The following is a 17634-nucleotide window of genomic DNA, read 5'->3' on the forward strand; positions in this document are numbered from 1 at the left end:
TCTTACCATTGACCATTCACCATTGATTATTCACGCACACTACGACTATATTATCTCCGGTTCCGGTTGCGCAGGTCTGAGTTTACTCATGCGCATGATGGAACATTCTTTTTTTGATGATAAGAAGATACTGGTAATTGATAAAGCTGAAAAGAACAGTAATGACCGTACTTGGTGTTTCTGGGAGAAAGGTGACGGTTTATTTGAACCCTTGGTTCATCATTACTGGAATGAAGTGAATTTTTACGCAGATCACTATTCCAATCTTTTATCGCTGAAACCATACAGGTATAAGATGATCCGCGGGATTGATTTTTACCGGTATGTGCAGGAACAAGCAAAACAAAAAAGCAATATTCATTTTTTGTATGAGCCTGTTACAGCTACAGGAACCAAAGATGATATGGCATATCTTCAAACAGCAACAGGGTTTTATACGGCTGATTATGTATTTAATAGTATTCTGTTTGTGCAACCTGTGATCAGTTCGGGCGAATATATGTTGCTGCAGCATTTTAAAGGGTGGTTGATCGAAACTGAAAATCCGGTATTTGATCCTTCGCAGGCCACATTTATGGATTTCAGGGTTGCACAGGATGCCGGTACTACTTTTATGTATGTATTGCCGGTATCATCTACATCGGCACTGGTAGAATATACCTTGTTCACGGAGCAGTTATTACCTGCCGAAAAATATATTGCTGAGCTACAATCTTACCTCAAAAAATTTTTAGGTATAGAGCGATATAATATCATTCACGAAGAGTTTGGTATCATTCCTATGACCAATCATCGGTTTCCCGGAGCTGAAGGAAGGGTGATTCATATGGGCATTGCCGGCGGACAGGCCAAAGGTAGTAGTGGCTATGCTTTTCAGTTTATCCAGAAAAAAACCACTTCTATTGTTGAGCATCTTGTAAAGGGAAGGTTTCCTCTTCAGCATGAAGGTTGGGTAGCGCGCAAGTTTCGTCTTTATGATTCGGTATTACTGAACGTACTTCACCATCGTAAATTGAACGGTGATGCTATTTTTGCCGCTATTTTTCAAAGGAATAGTCCTGAACGTGTTTTACGTTTTCTGGATAATGAAAGCTCTTTATGGGATGATCTTCAGATTATGAACAGTGTTCCTACCCGTATATTCCTGAAAGCGGCTATGCAGGAGTTATTCCGTTAAGTTTACCTGCTTTCTATTATTTTTGCTGCAATTTATTGAATTGGCCTCGTAGTATCCGCCTAAGGCGGAGATAGTATAAGAGTAGTTTTATATTATTATAATTGGGGTAACATTGAAATATTGGCCTCGTAGTACAATGGATAGTATAAGAGTTTCCGAAGCTCCAGATCCAGGTTCGATTCCTGGCGAGGCCACAGTAAATACGAAATAAGAAATAAGGGGTAATCCCCCTTTTTTTGTGTACAATAAATAGTATAATCCCCACAGTACTGTGGGGACGAAGCTCCAGATCCAGGTTCTCCGCCGCGGCGGATGGCGAGGCCACAGTAAATACGAAATAAGAAATAAGGGGTAATCCCCCTTTTTTTGTGTACAATAAATAGTATAATCCCCACAGTACTGTGGGGACGAAGCTCCAGATTCAGTTTCTCCGCCGGGGCGGATGACGAGGCCACAGTAAATAAGAAATAAGGAATAAGAAATAGGAAATAAGAAACAAGGAAGATGCGAATGCCTTGTCGGCTTACATGTATCTGAACTTTTCTTCCTCAATATCCAGTTGGTGTAAGTACTTACGAATAATATCTTCATCAAAATGAAGGTCGGATTTGTTTTTTTCCAAGAGCCATTTTCGCTGTTCTTCAAGTAAGTCGAGATAAATAGACTTTACTTCTGCCGACATAACCGGGCTTAGATTATACAAATTTTTCAGCCTGCATTTTTCCGCAATTTGTTGTACCGCAGCATTGGTGTCCAGTTCTTTCTGATACCTGGCAGTAAGATGTTGTAATGAATGTTGTGCCAATGCTGTTTTAATGAATTCATTGGCTTCATGTTCAGGCATATAATCATGGTACCCCGCTATATGTAGTTTTTTTATGAGCAAGGGCAGGCTAAGTCCCTGTACCAATAAAGTAGTCAGTATTACAATGAATGTGATAAACAGAATCAGGTTGCGTTGAGGAAAAGCAACGCCTTCTGATAATTGCTCGGGAATAGATAATGCCGCAGCAAGAGATACTACGCCCCGCATACCTGTCCATCCTAATAAAACAGGGCCTTTAAAGCCTGGGTTTCTTTCTGCCACATTGATAAAATTGCGCATGATAAACGTGGTAAGTACGGCACCGAAGGCTGCCAGCATTCTTACTACAATTAATATAATGGTTACCAGTAACCCATACCAGATAGCTGTACTGAAAGGAATGCCATCCTGTTTTAACCCTGCCGTAATTTCAGGCATGTCTAATCCAATCAGCATAAAGACCAAACCATTCAGTGCAAATACAAAACTCTCCCAAACATTGACACCTTTGACTCTTGATGAGCTGTTTAAGAAATGATGTCTTTTATTTGATAATAATAAGCCTGCACTTACTACTGCGAGGATACCTGAGCTATGTATTTCTTCCGCAAAGATATAGATGGTATAGGGGGTGATAATGGTGAGAATGATATCCATGCTGGCATCGGTGGGCAGGTATTTGTGTATTTTCATGAATAGCCAGCCAATCAATAAGCCAATGGCTACGCCGCCCACTACCATCCAGGTAAAACTCAAGGTAGCATCCAACCAGATAAACTGACCAGTTCCCACAGCAATCATAGCAAAGCGAAAAATAATGAGCGAAGAAGCGTCATTTAATAAGCTTTCACCTTCCAGAATAGACGACATTCTTTTGGGTACATGTACAAATTTCAAAATCGCATTAGCACTTACCGCATCCGGTGGAGATACGATACCACCTAATAAAAACCCCAATGCCAGGGAGAACCCCGGAATCAGGTAGTTGGCTGCAAATGCAACGGTCATGGCAGTTAAGAAAACAACAATAAAAGCAAAGCTCGTAATGATACGGCGCCAGCGCCACAACTCTTTCCAGGAAATAGACCATGCTGCTTCATATAAAAGTGGAGGCAGGAAAATGATAAAAATAAGTTCAGGATCTATTTTGGTTACAGGAACACCAGGTATAATACTGATGAGTAATCCGGCTATAACAAGTAATATAGGATAGGCCACTTTAATTTTATTGGCCAGCATAATTAATAATACGATCGATAAAATCAATAGCAGGTAGAATGGAAAATGATCCAGCATGTACATCACTTTATAGTGAAACACAGAAAAATTGAAACAGTTATACGCTGAACTTATGCATTATTCAACAATAGTTGCAGAGCTGACTATTACCCCATCGAATGAACCATAGCAAGACTTTCTCTTGCCATCTGGCTATTGTACTCAAAACATAGTTGTTTGTGGTTAATGGTATCTACAATCGTCCCAATAACACAAAGTCCACCGGTAAATAAATACAATAAACCCATTCCGTTTTGCCTAACCATAAAACGCTGTATACCGGCAACCAGTACAAATCCTAAAATGCATCCTAGCAATATCTGATCAGTCTTTCTTCTTTTACCATTATAAACGGCGATAAAATTATGCAGACGTTCATCAGATAAACCTGCTGTAAGGTTTTGAATAAATACAAGTTCCTCGCCTTCAAGTGCGGGTATCAGGTTGTACAGGTTGGGTTTCATGTGCTAATTTTTATTGATTTTGGTCACATGGAATTCGCCAATAACCATCCGCTTTGTATCAGCATTTGTTATGGCTCATTTCATTTGGTGTCAGGGTATTTTTGATGATTTGCTTTATCCGTATAAATATAATGATAATAGCAAATATTCCCAATGGATGCTGTTGAAAAGAATTGCTGAAGCGAAAATGAAGTGCATCATGAATGGAGTGACCGATACCACAGCCAGGGCATTTGCCCAGCTTCAGCAGTGTAGATATACATAAAGACTGCCCATCTTTATAACCTGGTAGAAAATAAAGCAGTAAGAGGGCGCTTACCCAAAAAATCAGCTCATTGTATGTAAAAATCTTTCTGATAGCTATTATTTTCCAAATGCGGCAATATTACTGCTGAAGATCTTGACTGCGATAGCCAGTAGTATTACGCCAAAAAATTTACGAACTGCTAATAAGCCAGCCGGACCCAAAGCTTTTTCAATAACTTTTAATGACTTTAAAACTATGTATACTACGATGAGATTTATGAGTATTCCACTCAAAATATATAATTCTTCAAAATTGGCTTTGAGCGACATAACGGTTGTGAGTGTACCGCTACCTGCAATAATAGGGAAAGCGATAGGAACTACTGAACCGGATTTGGCATCTTTATCGCCTTTGAAAATTTCATGGCCCAGTACCATTTCAAGACCCAGTAAAAAAATAACAACAGAACCACCTACCGCGAAAGAACGGATATCAAGACCCAGTATCTTCAAAAATGCCTCTCCGGCAAAAAGGAACAGAATCATTAACAGGCCTGAAATCAACGTCGCCTGTGTAGACCTGATGCCCCCCATCTTATCTTTCAGCGAAATCAGTAGTGGAATAGATCCGACAATATCAATTACCGCAAACAAAGTAAAGGTAGTCGTCAGTAAATGATCCAGCTGGAAGGTCATGTTGGGTGGTTTTGAGGGTAAGATAAGAAAAAGAGAGTAGTGAGTAGTCAGTAGTGAGTGAAAAATTACTCACTACTGACTACTCACTACTCTCTAAAACCTAAACACATGATTCCTGACCAGTTTGTACTCAAACTGGAGTGCTTCGAGGCAGTTTTTACATAGGCAGTCTGTGAATTTACTTTCTATATAAACTCTTTCTTCGTGTGTTAGTTTGGGACCGCTGCATTGGCAGGCCGGAATATTGCCTACTTTGCACTCAAATGTTTTCGTGCATCGCGGGCAATTTTTTATTTCATGTTTATGCATCATGATGATCAGTTGATAGTAAAATAATTATTCACTATTCACTACTGACTACTCACTTCTCACCAGTTAAACGTTACCCCCGCATTAAACAGGAAGGGTATGGCGTTAAAACCCCTTGCATCAAAGAATTTTTTACCGGTAATATTTTGCGCATCTGCAAAAAAGCGAACTCGTTCATTTAAAACATAATCAGCAGATGCGCCAAGAATAAAATAGGATGGCAAAGAAATATCGGCACGGCGATAACCTCCGATATCAAATCGACTGCTTACATATTTCCCTGTAACTGCGATATTGAGTCCTTTACAAATGTCGATATTGGCAGACAGGTTAATATGGTGCTTGGGTCTGCGTAAAAGATAATCGTAGGTAACGGTATCTTTTGTAGTGAGCCGGTTTTGTGTTACTTCTTCACTTAATAGTAAAGTATAGTTGGCGCTAAAACCTGCTTTGCCTAAGCTGGCTGCCAGTTCCCATTCAAGACCGTTCACCGTCTGTTTTACATAATTAAAATAATTAAAGGTGATATAGTTGTAATCGATACCATTATTGATCCTTCTGTTAAAATACACAAGCCTTGTGGTGAATTTTTGCTGTTGTATACTAAAACCGGCCTCATAGTTTACAGATTTTTCAGCATTCAGCTTACTGTTTAAACTCAACTGGTAGAGAGAAGGTGCTTTAAATCCTGTTGAAATACTACCAAATACACGTAAATGATCATTGAAACTATAAGACGGATTGAAGGTATAAGTACTGTTATTACCATAACGTGAATGATCATTGTAGCGGCCTCCTAGTTCTATATTGAGTTTTTTATAAGGGCTGTTGAAAAGAACCGATGCATATAATGCTGTTTGAGATAAGGAAGTGTCTCTGAACTGACTTTTGAACGGACCAAATGCACTTACAGAGAAGTAGTTCTGGTTATAAGAGCTGTAACGGTAATCGGCGCCGGTAAGCAAAGTAAATCCATTACCTAATCTGGTGCTGGCATACAATTCAATGAACTGTGATTTACCGAAATAAGTGTTGTCTTCAAACCAAGTACTGGTTTTATGTGCACTATCGTTTCGGTAATTGCGGGTAAGCTCACTGTACTGGTAATTACCGGTAATGGCAACGCGACCTTTTTTATATTGAAAACCGGTTCCGGTGATCAGTGATTTATTATGGATGTTATAATCTCTGTCGTCTGCGAATACGCCAGCGTCAATTCCTGCTTTATACTGACTATACATCAGAAAGGCTTTGAAAGCCAGATGGTGGCTGGCCTGATAAGATAGTTGACCACTGGATACCGTACCGTCGTATTTATCATTATCGTAGTTACGTACACCTGTACTATCGTAGGCAGAAGAAAAACCATTGGTAAACAGCCTTGCGAAACGGGTAGTATAGGTAAGTTTACCGGCTTTGCCAAATACCTGTACGTTGTTTCTGGATGTACCAAGGCTGCCCTGGCTCAGGGTTGCTTTGATATTGAATGGCTTTTTCGTGTCTTTTTTTACAGTGATGATATTGATCACACCTGCAATCGCATCACTGCCATATAAAGTAGACTGAGGACCTTTACACACTTCAATTCTTTCCACATCATTTACAGAGAAAAAATTCAGGTCAAAATCGGTAGTGATGGTAGATGGGTCATTTAATGGAATACCATCCATCAATATCAGCGTACGTCCCGGTGAAGCACCACGGGTATATACGGTTTGTACGCTGCCGGTATTGTTAAAAGCACCATTGATGGTAATACCTGCCTGTTCATTTAATAATTGCGAAATGGTTTTGCCGCCACTTTTTTCAATCTGTTCTTTGGTAATAACAGTAATTACCTTACCGGTAGTACTTTGTTTTTGTTCCAGTTTGTTGGCCGTTACCACTACTTCATCGAGTGTAACAGTGTCTTTCTGTGCAAACAGGGTAGTACCCGTAAGCATGCATGCGAGGAGCGTAATTTTTCTGCTCATTGTTATTGGTTAAAAAATTGAACAATGAGCTTTCAGGAAACATAAAAAACGGAGAAACATAAATAGCCGCTGCAGACAGCATTTACATTCCATGCTTTTCACCCGAAAGCCGTGAATGATCGTCTGTATGTGGCAGGTCTTCTGGCTTGCTCTCTGCTGTTGAACCTTCCCATCCCGTTTTGTGGGGACAGTGGTTAGTAGAAACGGCAGTGGATTTGAGTGAATAGTGAGTAGTCAGTAGTGAGTGTAAATATTACTCACTACTGACTACTCACTGCTCACTATCAGAGCTTACAGCTACGGGGATAGCGCCGGATTTGCACCGGACTTCCCTTTTAATCCCGACGGGTCGGGAACCAAATACTGCACAAAAGTAGGCGGCAGCAGATGATTATGAAATTAAGTTTTACACTTTGGTGGGGAAAAGATATTTGAATAGCAGATGGCAGATGGCAATAAATATGTGGCTACGTAAGTTACGATATTTTTAGTGGCTTTGTATACTTATATCTGATATCTGCGATCTGACATCTGCCATCTTTCCTTACATTTAACACCACATCATACAATTCATATGCAGGGAAATCAAAAACTGAATCTTTTTAGCTTTACCATGATCGTTGTGGGGCTGGTGATTGGGATGGGTATTTTCAGAACAGCAGCTACCAGTGCCAAAGATGCTATTGAACCTTCGGTATATTTTACCGCATGGATATTGGGTGGCTTTGTGGCTCTTTGCGGGGCACTTACCTATGCCGAAATTGGTAGTCGTTATCCGGTTACAGGTGGTTATTACAAAGTATTTTCCTATGCGTATCATCCCAGCATCGCTTTTGCCATTAACTGTATTATTCTGATCAGTAATGCAGCCAGTTTAAGTGCTGTGGCATTGATTGGCAGCGGGTATATTACCAAACTATTTCCTGGTAGTGCATGGACGGATATTGATAAAGCATTGATCAGTTGCGCAGCCATTATCTTTTTTTATGGTATTAACCTGATGGGACTGAAAATGAGTTCACGTGCGCAGAATATCCTGATGCTGATTAAAATAGGGATGATTGTAGTACTGATTCTGGCATTGTTCTTTCCGCATGAGCAGAGTGCTGTAGCGGCAGTAACTACATCAACATCAACCGGTGTTGAATCTATGAGCTGGGTACAGAGTCTGGGCATCAGTCTTATTGCGGTATCATTTACCTACGGGGGTTATCAGCAAACCATCAATTTTGGAAATGAAGTAAACCAGCCTGCCAAAAACATTCCGCGGGGTATTTTTATTGGTATTGCTATTATCATTGTACTGTACCTATTGGTGAACCTCAGTTATTACAGCATTGTAGGTTTCGACCAAATGAAAGGGGAACGGGAAATAGCTTATGTGGTGATGGAGCGAACCTTTGGTGCAAAGGGTGCAGATATTTTCTCTTTCTTTTTATTTTTTGGTGTTCTCGCTTATGTAAATGCATTGCTGATGAGTAACCCCCGGGTAATGTATGCCATGAGTGAGGAAAAAACACTACCTTCTTTTTTTGCAAAACAAAATCCAAAGAATCAGGTATTTACTTTTTCACTCACCGTATTCGCTGCGATGTGTATTGTGATTTTATTTTTTGCGCAAACTTTTGATAAGATACTCAACTTTACCATTTTTCTGGATTGCTTTGGTATGGTAGCATCCAGTGCTACTATTTTTATTCTTAGAAAAAGAACCCGCCACCTGGATGGAACAGGTATTTTTAAAATGAAATTATTTCCGCTGATGCCGCTCATTTTTATGAGTGCTTATTTGTTTGTAGGCATCAGTATTGCTATGCAAACGCCTGACACTGCCTTTGTTGGTTTCTGTGTACTGCTGGGCTTTATGTTGATTTATTTCATTAGTACCAAATTCAGGAAACCTGTTACCGAAAAATCACAATAGCATTTGTATGGAACTCTCTTATATTTTGAATGAACTGGCAGAAGATCGTGATGAATATTTCAGGGCTGTTTCTCCGCCCATTATACAGACCAGCAATTTTGCTTTTAAAACTGTAGATGACCTGCGTAGATCTTTTGAAGATGAATATGCTACCTGGCTATATAGTCGTGGACTCAACCCAACTGTTGAAATTTTACGCAGGAAACTCGCGGCTTTAGATGCGGCTGAAGATTGTCTGGTTTTTAATAGTGGTGCTGCAGCTATTTTTGCAGCAGTACTAGCGAATGTAAAAAGCGGAGATCATATAGTAAGTGTGAAAGAACCTTATACATGGGCGAGGAAAATGTTTGATGAAATATTACCCCGTTTTCAGGTAGCGGTTACCTATATTGACGGAACTGATATTGCTAATTTTGAAAAAGCCATTCAGCCCAATACAGCTGTGATCTATCTTGAATCGCCCAATAGCTGGATGTTTGATCTGCAGGATCTCCGAGCGGTGGCAGCACTTGCAAAAGCAAAAAACATTGTTACCATCTGCGACAACAGTTTTTGTACCCCTCTATTCCAGAAACCCTATGAAATGGGGATTGATTTGACACTGCAGTCGGCTACAAAATACATCAGCGGTCATAGCGATGTGATTGCCGGTGTTTTAAGCGGCAGCAGTAAGCAGATAACCCGTATCTTTAATAGTGAATACAATAATATAGGGTCCGGTATCCAGCCTTTCAACGCCTGGTTGTTGATCAGGGGTCTCAGAACGTTACCGGCACGTTTGGAACGAATTACGCGTACCACTCAGGCTGTAATTGAATTTTTGAAGACCCATCCCCTGGTAGAAAGGGTTATTTTTCCTTTAGACTCCTCATTTCCTCAATATGAACTAGCGGGCCGGCAAATGAAAGGAGCGTGTGGGTTACTGACTTTTATCCTGAAAACCGAATCCTGTGAAGCCATAGAAAATTTCTGTAACAGCTTGAAACACATACTGATGGCTGTTAGCTGGGGTGGACATGAATCGCTCATTATACCCAAATGTGCGGGTATGCCGAGAGACCAGTTTAATCCGGGGCTGGCATTACACCGTAGTTTGCGTTTGTATGTGGGGTTAGAGGAGCCAGACTATATTATATCCGACCTTTCTCAGGCGCTGGATGTAATAAAGCACCATTCATAACGACGTATGAACGGTTTCCCTTACTGCTACTCCGCCTATCAGAAAATTATCTAACTGGTTGGGAAACTGTTATTTTTGTTATATATGAAGAAGTTAATTGCCCTTTTGGGATGTGCCATACTGGTGCAGGTGCAGGCTCAGACTACCAATGAAAAATGGGATCTGCGTAAGTGTATTGATTATGCTGTGCAGAATAATATCTCTGTCAGGCAGGCTGATGTACAGGCAAGAATCAGTGCCCTGCTTGCACATCAGTCAAAGTTAAGCCAATACCCATCCCTTAATATGAATTCAGGAACGGGTGTGCGTTTTGGTAGATCTATTGACCCAACAACCAACCAGTTCTCGACCAGCCAGTTTTTATACCAGAATTTCGGTTTGAATACCAGTATCCAGATTTATAATGGAGGTGCTATAAAAAACAATATCAAAGCAGCTGTTTTTAATGCACAGGCTGCCCTGGCAGAAGTAGAAAGAACGGCCAATGATATTTCATTGAACGTAGCCAACTTTTACCTGCAGGTACTGGCATCTAGAGAACAGGTGAAAATTACACAAGTGCAGATAGCGCAATCTCAAACCCAGTTAGAGATTACAAAGAAAAGGGTAGAAGCAGGGGTGTTGCCGGAACTTAATCTGGCAGAGATTGAAGCCCAATTGGCCAACGACAGTAGTAATTTCGTAACGGCGCTTACCGGTTATGAATTGAATATCCTGAACCTGAAAGGCTTATTAAGTCTTGATCCGGCCATTGGTTTTGAACTGGAATTTCCACCGGTCGAAAGTATACCCCTTGAAAGTTTTGGTGATTTACAGCCCGAATTGGTGTATCAGTTGGCCCTTACTTCACAGCCTTTACAAAAAGCAAATGATTTCAGGATCAAAGCAGCCCAGAAATCTATACTCGCGGCCAAGGGGCAGATGTATCCTACCCTTAGCTTCGGAGGTAACCTGGCCACCAACTTTTCCAATTCATTCAAAAAAACAACCGGATTTACTTTTCTGGGTTATAGCCCTGTTACAGGTGCAGAACCGAAAGTTACCATCAGCAACGTAGACTACTATGTACAGAATCCTTTGTATCGCTTTTCTCAAAGCAGCAGAGGTTTTGGGGGTTTATGGGAAGGATGGTCTAATCAGATCAGCAACAACTTTGGTCAGAATGTAGGGATCAATCTTTCTATACCCATTTTCAACAGCGGGCAGGCAAAAACAGCGTACCAGCGTTCGAAGCTTGACCTGCGAACAGTGGAGCTACAAAAAACACAGGCCGATCTCAAACTGAAACAGGATATTTATACAGCTTATAACAATGCAACAGCAGCACTGGAAAAATTTAATGCCAGTAAAAAAACAGTAGCTAGTACGCAGAAAGCTTACGACTATGCATTGAAACGTTATGAAGTAGGGTTGCTTGGTTCGCTTGATCTGATCACCAATCAGAACAATATGCTTCGGGCCAAAGTACAACAGCTGGCCAATCAATATGATTATGTGTTTAAAATGAAAGTGCTGGAATTTTATAAAGGACAGGGACTAAAACTCTGATAACCCACTTTTACAAAAAACAGAAATACAATACCTATGAATAAGAAATTAATTTGGACGATTATCGGATTGGTTGTTGTGGTGGGAGGCTTTATCGGACTCAAGAAAGCAGGCGTAATCGGTAAAGAAGAAGGATTGAAAGTATCAGCTGAAAAAGCTGCTACCAGAACCATTATTGAAACCGTAAATGCCAGTGGTAAAGTATACCCTGAAATTGAAGTGAAAGTAAGTCCGGATGTGAGTGGTGAAATTGTTGAATTGAATGTAAATGAAGGCGATAGTGTAAGAAAGGGTCAGATACTGGCAAGAATTTATGCCGATATTTATTCTACACAGCGCGATCAGGTAGCAGCAGGGGTAGATCAGGCAAAAGCGCAACTTTCCAATTCTACTGCCAGCTTGCCGGGTTTAAAAGCAACACTGGATAATGCCAAAGCAGCTTTTGAAAGACAAAGAAAACTATATACTGAAAAAGTAACTTCAAGGCAGGAATACGATCAGGCAGAACAGGCTTATCGTACTGCAGAAGCCAATTACAATGCTGCCAAAGAGGGTTTAAAAGGAACAGAAGCATCTATTATGGGTGCCGAAGCGCAACTGGCGAGGGCCAATAAAGATCTTTCCAGAACCACACTGGTGGCACCTATGGATGGTGTGATCAGTTTACTGGCTGTTAAAAAAGGCGAGCGTGTGGTAGGTACAGCACAGATGGCCGGTACCGAAATGATGCGCGTAGCTGATATGCGTAGTATTGAAATCAGGGTGGATGTTGGTGAAAATGATATCCCCAAAGTAAAACTGGGCGATACAGCATTGGTGGAAGTAGATGCCTATACCAATCGTAAGTTCAAAGGTCTGGTATACAAAATTGCCAACCCCAATACCCAGGCAACAGCTACCACCAGTACTACAGAAGTAACAAATTATAAAGTGCATATCCGCCTGATTCCTGAAAGTTATAAGGATATGGTGGTAAAAGGCAGGGCCTTCCCCTTTCGCCCCGGTATGACAGCCAGTGCAGATATTCAAACCAATACCAAAGAGAATGTATTGTCTGTACCACTGAACGCTGTAACTACCCGTGAGAAAGGATCGGGCGATGTAAAAAAATCAAAAACAGATGATGGTCCATCCAACAATGATCCGGCAGATGATGAGGCTGTTGAAGAAGTGGTATTTGTGATTGGTAAAGACAAGAAAGTAAAAAGAGTAAAAGTAAAAACAGCCATTCAGGATCTCAACTATATTGAAATTACAGAAGGATTGAATGAGGGGGATCTGGTAGTGACAGGCCCGTATAATACCGTGAGTAAAATTCTGAAAGACGGTAATATGGTAGAAGTTGTAGCGAAGGATAAGTTGTTTGAAGAGAAGAAGAAAGAGTAAGACTGGAAGACAGAAAGTCCGATGTCCGGAAGTCAGAGAGATAGAAAGATAAAGTGTGTATCATATGAAGAAGCGTTATTGCTGTTAAGCGATAACGCTTCTTCTTTTCTAAGAAAGATGCCGGAAAGATAAAGAACCTTCTTCCGGACGCTGGACTCTCGGTCTTTCACAGTTCTCAAGTAAGGATGAACTTTACCATTTCCGTATGTTTGCATTTGAACAATGCTTACTATATGCAGTATGGAATCATAGGGAGTGGTAGTTGGGCTACGGCACTGGCAAAGATGCTGACCGATAATGGTCATACCATTTTCTGGTGGGTAAGAAATGCGGAAACCATTACCTATATGGAAAAAAGAAAGCACAACCCGCATTACCTCAGTGCTGCTTATTTTAACCCACAACAATTACGGTTGAGTAGTGATATTCATGAAGTAGTGGCTGCATCTGAAGCACTGGTGATAGCTGTACCTTCTGCTCATGCCGAACAGGTATTCGGACAATTGGTACCTGCAGAACTAACAGGTAAAAAAATCATATCTGCCATTAAAGGCATTCTGCCAACAGACAATCAATTATTGCACGAATATCTATGGAAGCATTATCAGGTGCCTGTTGATCAATACTTTGCACTGCTGGGGCCCTGCCATGCGGAGGAAGTGGCATCAGAGAAGTTATCTTACCTTACTTTTTCCGGAAAAGACCATGCTAGTGCGGAAGCGATCGCCAAAGATTTTACAACTGAATACATCAATACAGTAGTGAATGATGATGTAACCGGGGTACAATATGCAGCTGTATTAAAAAATATTTACGCATTGGGTGCGGGTATAGCTCACGGACTTGAATACGGCGATAATTTTCTGAGTGTATATATTGCCAATAGTGCCAAAGAAATGGTTGGTTTTCTTCGTCAGTTGAGTGAAACAGAAACGCAGCCGGCTGTTCTTACACCCAATTATGCAGCTTCTGCATACCTGGGTGATCTATTGGTAACCTGTTATTCGCTTTATAGTCGTAACCGAACTTTTGGCAATATGATCGGTAAGGGGTATTCGGTAAAATCGGCCCAGTTAGAGTTGAATATGGTGGCAGAAGGTTATTATGCTGCCAAATGTGTTTACCGTACAAACCAAACGGTAAAAGCCCTAATGCCCATAGCGTCAACCATTTATGAAATACTCTGGAACCACCGCCCTGCCGCTGATGGATTTAAGAAAATAGAAGGAGTTCTGGTATAGAAAAAGTGGTAACTTTATAGTATGCCAGTTTCATTTACTTTATTAAGCCCCATGGTACTCCTGATACTGCTTGGTGTGGTAATAGGTGTAAACCTTCTGCGGAAACTGTGGCATCATTCTGAACATCACTCTTGATTTTCGCGCTACAAACAACACTCTGAAAAATAGGCGCTGAGCTATGAGCCACGAGCTTTGAGTTTTATGAAGTTGAATTTGAAGGGGAGAATCATCTATTTGTATGTATTAATTATTTTTGAACTGACATCGTTCAAAAAATAATTCGCAAGCCTATCATTTATTGAACTAACAGACAAAAGTCTAAAATGACCGTAAATGTGAGCCATAAGCTCATAGCTCACAGCTTTTTTCTCCGGATGGTAATGACTTACAGCTAACTCAACTGAAACAAATCCGCAGCTATTCCATCAGCCAGAAATTTTCCTTTTTGTGTGAGTAGTAAGCGGTTATCAGTGAAACTTAACTTTTCATCGTCAATGTATTTTTTAGCTGCTGTTAAAACATCCTCAACTTTTTGTAAACTCCAGTTTTCTGCAATCCATTCCATCGAACACCCTTCTATGGTGCGAAGGCTGGTCATGATGTATTCATTGAGTTGCTGTTCGGCTGTGAGCTGCTCGGCCTCAGATGGTACAAGTCCCTTATCCAGACTTTGAATATACAATGCATTGTTTGAAATGTTCCATTGGCGTGTGGTACCGTTAAAGGAGTGAGCTGAGGGACCAAGTCCGAGATAGGGCTTTCCCTGCCAGTAACTGCTATTGTGTTTGCTCCGGAAACCGGGCCGCGCAAAATTCGAAATTTCATACTGCTCAAATCCTGCAGTATCCAGATGTTTGGTTAATAGCTCAAAATGTTCAGCCTGTATTGTCTGGTCAGTGGTTTCTTTTTTCCCTTTCTGTATGAGTTTGTCAAGCGCCGTATCTGGCTCAACCGTTAATGCGTAACAGGAAAGATGTGGAACCTCTAACGCAATAGCTGTTTGAATATTAGCGATCCATCTTTCGTTACTCAGCCCCGGCGTTCCGTATATCAGATCAATGGTAAGGTTGGTGAATCCGGCTTTTTGAGCCAGTATAATACAATGCTTAGCCTGCGCTGCATTGTGTGCCCTATTCATCCATTGAAGATCTTCCTCAAAAAACGACTGTATACCAATACTCAGCCGGTTGATACCTGCCTTTTTCCATTCCGCTAATTTCTCCTGAGTAATATCATCCGGATTGGCTTCCAGTGTAACCTCAGCATCCGCTTCTACAGCGAAATGTGAATAAAGGGCTTGCTTGATTAATAAAAGTTCTTCAGCTGTTAAAAGAGAAGGAGTACCTCCGCCGAAGTAAATGGTAGATACTGTGTTGGTAAGGTATGCTTTTCTAATGATGGCTTCTTTTGCTATGGCAGCTACCAGACTGGCTTTTGATTGCTGTGATGTAGAAAAATGAAAATTACAATAATGGCAGGCTTTTCTGCAAAAGGGAATATGAATATAAATGCCCGACATATTTGCAAAGATAAGGTAAGCTGAGGGGGCTATCTGATTTACAGATATTGTAAAAGCTTATTTTTGTACTAATGAATTTGCTGAAGCCTTTTTTTTTGGTACTAGCGGGAATATTTTCCTTTTTTATGGGTACAGGTCAGACAGATACCCCCATTCGCAAGGCCCCGGCTATTGCAGAAAAAGACAGTACAGTGTCGGTAAAACCGCAACAGCCCGACAGCTTGCAGGCTGCTGATACTTCTCTCCGGATTGCTGATAGTCTTCATTCAGATTCCCTTGTTTTAGCAGGCATACCAACGGGCCCTCTTACAGATACCAGTACCTACAGAAAATACAATACCCATCCTTTTTTACCCTTAACCCAGAAGCCCCTTTTTATGATTTCGGATTTCAGGGAAAGAAGAACCCTGGATGATATGTTTTATTTGTTGATGGGTGTGGTGCTTTTACTGGCATTTGTGCGTTCGGCCTTTCCCCGTTATTTCAAGAATATTTTTGTTTTATTTTTACAAACCTCTTTAAGGCAAAAACAAACAAGAGATCAATTACTGCAGGATAACCTGGGTTCCTTATTTGTAAACCTGCTTTTTATTATCAGTACCAGTATTTATGGTGCACTGGTTATCAGAAACAAAGAATGGCTGGATTATCCTTTCTGGCATATTGTTTTTTTTGGTGCAGCCTTGCTCACGGTGGTATATCTCGGGAAATTTATATTTCTGCAATTTTCTGGCTGGGTATTTAACTCAAAAGAAGCAGCCTTGAACTATACTTTTACCGTGTTTCTGGTGAACAAGGTATTGGGGGTACTTTTGATACCTTTTCTGTTTCTTATGGCTTTTGCCAAACCCGGTATCAGGGAAGTGTCCCTCACCGTTTCCCTGGGTTTGATGGTTCTGTTGTTATTATATCGATATATAATATCCTTCGCCACGATCAGGAACACATTGAAAGTGAACGCATTACATTTTTTTCTTTACCTTTGCGCCGTTGAAATACTTCCGTTGATGTTATTATATAAGCTGATGTCGGATTATATCAATGGAAGGTTTTAATTTTGCAAAATCTCAGACAGCAAGCATGGTAAAGAACGGAGCTAAAAAAGCAGGTACCCCTAAGACCTCGAGAAAGATCCTGATTTCACAGCCCAGACCCGAAAGCGAGAAATCGCCCTATTTCGATCTGGAAAGGAAATATCAGGTTGAATTGGTCTTTCATCCCTTTATTAAACTGGAAGGGATTCCCGCCAAAGAATTTCGCAAACAGAAAATTGATATCATGCATTATTCTGCGGTGATTTTCACCAGCAGGAATGCCATTGACCATTTTTTCCGTACCTGTGAGGAAATGAAAGTTACTATCGGACAGGATACCAAGTATTTCTGTATAACCGAGGCGGTAGCACTTTACCTGCAGAAATTTATTCTCTATCGCAAAAGAAAAGTGTTCTATGGTGCCGATGGTACCAATAAGAGTATGTTCGATGTGATCAACAAGCACAAAGAGAATGAGAAGTTTCTTTATGTGTGCAGTGAGAACCAGCAGGACAATGAAATTGTAAACTGGCTGAAATCGAACAACTGTGAATTTCAACTGGCATTCATGTATCGAACCATCAGTAATGATATTAAAGAGGTTATTGAAGGTGCTGAATACGATGTCATATGTTTCTTTACACCCAGTGGCGTGAAGAGTCTTTTTGATAACTTACCTTCCTTTAAACAAAACGGAACCGTGATTGGTGCTTTCGGAAACAATACATCAAAAGCAGTAGAAGATGCGGGTCTGAAACTGGAGATAAAAGTACCTTCTCCTCAGAGACCCAGTATGGTATCGGCACTAGACCAGTTCCTGTCTTCAACACAGACAAAAAAATAAACTCATCATC

15 protein-coding genes, 1 tRNA gene and 1 riboswitch are annotated in these 17634 nt (G+C 40.7%); of the genes, 9 read left to right on the plus strand and 7 right to left on the minus strand.

All coding sequences use genetic code 11. The features are described 5' to 3' along the window. The first annotated feature begins 22 nt into the window (after nucleotides 1–22). Nucleotides 23–1177 carry a lycopene cyclase family protein gene (locus BC659_RS09675; protein ID WP_133474559.1) on the plus strand — a complete coding sequence of 385 codons (1155 nt, stop codon included), beginning with the start codon at nucleotides 23–25 and terminating at the stop codon, nucleotides 1175–1177. 122 nt (nucleotides 1178–1299) lie between these two features. Then, nucleotides 1300–1371: transfer RNA gene (locus BC659_RS09680), tRNA-Arg, on the plus strand. Between the two features lie 329 nt (nucleotides 1372–1700). Here BC659_RS09680 and BC659_RS09685 read toward each other — a convergent pair. From BC659_RS09685 to BC659_RS09710, 6 genes are all read right to left on the minus strand, one after another. Then, nucleotides 1701–3278, minus strand: coding sequence for a Na+/H+ antiporter (locus tag BC659_RS09685; RefSeq protein ID WP_133474560.1), 1578 nt, complete (start codon nucleotides 3276–3278; stop codon nucleotides 1701–1703). An 89-nt stretch (nucleotides 3279–3367) separates the two neighbouring features. Beyond that, nucleotides 3368–3724: a TM2 domain-containing protein gene (locus BC659_RS09690; RefSeq protein ID WP_133474561.1), complete on the minus strand. Its 357-nt coding sequence runs from the start codon at nucleotides 3722–3724 to the stop codon at nucleotides 3368–3370. 58 nt (nucleotides 3725–3782) lie between these two features. Next, nucleotides 3783–4100 (minus strand): DUF2752 domain-containing protein, encoded by a 318-nt coding sequence (locus BC659_RS17130; protein ID WP_133475126.1) that lies wholly within the window; start codon nucleotides 4098–4100, stop codon nucleotides 3783–3785. Continuing rightward, complete coding sequence (locus BC659_RS09700; protein WP_133474562.1) at nucleotides 4088–4666, minus strand: MarC family protein; 579 nt, start codon at nucleotides 4664–4666, stop codon at nucleotides 4088–4090. Before BC659_RS09700 ends, BC659_RS17130 begins: the two co-directional genes overlap by 13 nt. 93 nt (nucleotides 4667–4759) lie before the next feature. Beyond that, on the minus strand, nucleotides 4760–4978 hold the full coding sequence (locus BC659_RS09705) for a cysteine-rich CWC family protein (RefSeq protein ID WP_342775730.1): 219 nt from the start codon (nucleotides 4976–4978) through the stop codon (nucleotides 4760–4762). Between the two features lie 56 nt (nucleotides 4979–5034). Further along, nucleotides 5035–6948, minus strand: a complete 1914-nt coding sequence (locus BC659_RS09710; protein ID WP_133474563.1) for a TonB-dependent receptor plug domain-containing protein — start codon at nucleotides 6946–6948, stop codon at nucleotides 5035–5037. A 114-nt stretch (nucleotides 6949–7062) separates the two neighbouring features. Next, nucleotides 7063–7324: riboswitch (cobalamin riboswitch) on the minus strand. 198 nt (nucleotides 7325–7522) lie between these two features. Here BC659_RS09710 and BC659_RS09715 point away from each other — a divergent pair. From BC659_RS09715 to BC659_RS09735, 5 genes are all read left to right on the plus strand, one after another. Beyond that, nucleotides 7523–8872 carry an APC family permease gene (locus tag BC659_RS09715; RefSeq protein WP_133474564.1) on the plus strand — a complete coding sequence of 450 codons (1350 nt, stop codon included), beginning with the start codon at nucleotides 7523–7525 and terminating at the stop codon, nucleotides 8870–8872. A gap of 7 nt (nucleotides 8873–8879) precedes the next feature. Then, nucleotides 8880–10052 carry a trans-sulfuration enzyme family protein gene (locus BC659_RS09720; protein WP_133474565.1) on the plus strand — a complete coding sequence of 391 codons (1173 nt, stop codon included), beginning with the start codon at nucleotides 8880–8882 and terminating at the stop codon, nucleotides 10050–10052. An 84-nt stretch (nucleotides 10053–10136) separates the two neighbouring features. Next, entirely contained in the window at nucleotides 10137–11600 is a 1464-nt protein-coding gene (locus BC659_RS09725; RefSeq protein WP_133474566.1) for a TolC family protein, read from the plus strand. Nucleotides 11601–11636: 36 nt separating this feature from the next. After that, nucleotides 11637–12986 carry an efflux RND transporter periplasmic adaptor subunit gene (locus BC659_RS09730; RefSeq protein WP_133474567.1) on the plus strand — a complete coding sequence of 450 codons (1350 nt, stop codon included), beginning with the start codon at nucleotides 11637–11639 and terminating at the stop codon, nucleotides 12984–12986. Nucleotides 12987–13219: 233 nt separating this feature from the next. Further along, nucleotides 13220–14227, plus strand: a complete 1008-nt coding sequence (locus BC659_RS09735) for an NAD(P)H-dependent glycerol-3-phosphate dehydrogenase (RefSeq protein ID WP_133474568.1) — start codon at nucleotides 13220–13222, stop codon at nucleotides 14225–14227. 391 nt (nucleotides 14228–14618) lie between these two features. Here BC659_RS09735 and hemW read toward each other — a convergent pair whose 3' ends face one another. Further along, nucleotides 14619–15746 (minus strand): radical SAM family heme chaperone HemW, encoded by a 1128-nt coding sequence (hemW, locus tag BC659_RS09740; RefSeq protein WP_133474569.1) that lies wholly within the window; start codon nucleotides 15744–15746, stop codon nucleotides 14619–14621. A gap of 125 nt (nucleotides 15747–15871) precedes the next feature. Here hemW and BC659_RS09745 point away from each other — a divergent pair, with 125 nt between their 5' ends. Beyond that, on the plus strand, nucleotides 15872–16801 hold the full coding sequence (locus tag BC659_RS09745; RefSeq protein ID WP_162847402.1) for a DUF4271 domain-containing protein: 930 nt from the start codon (nucleotides 15872–15874) through the stop codon (nucleotides 16799–16801). Between the two features lie 25 nt (nucleotides 16802–16826). Then, nucleotides 16827–17624: a uroporphyrinogen-III synthase gene (locus tag BC659_RS09750; protein WP_133474571.1), complete on the plus strand. Its 798-nt coding sequence runs from the start codon at nucleotides 16827–16829 to the stop codon at nucleotides 17622–17624. The last annotated feature ends 10 nt before the right edge of the window (nucleotides 17625–17634 follow it).

The sequence above is a fragment of the Sediminibacterium goheungense genome, assembly GCF_004361915.1.
Taxonomy (GTDB): domain Bacteria; phylum Bacteroidota; class Bacteroidia; order Chitinophagales; family Chitinophagaceae; genus Sediminibacterium; species Sediminibacterium goheungense.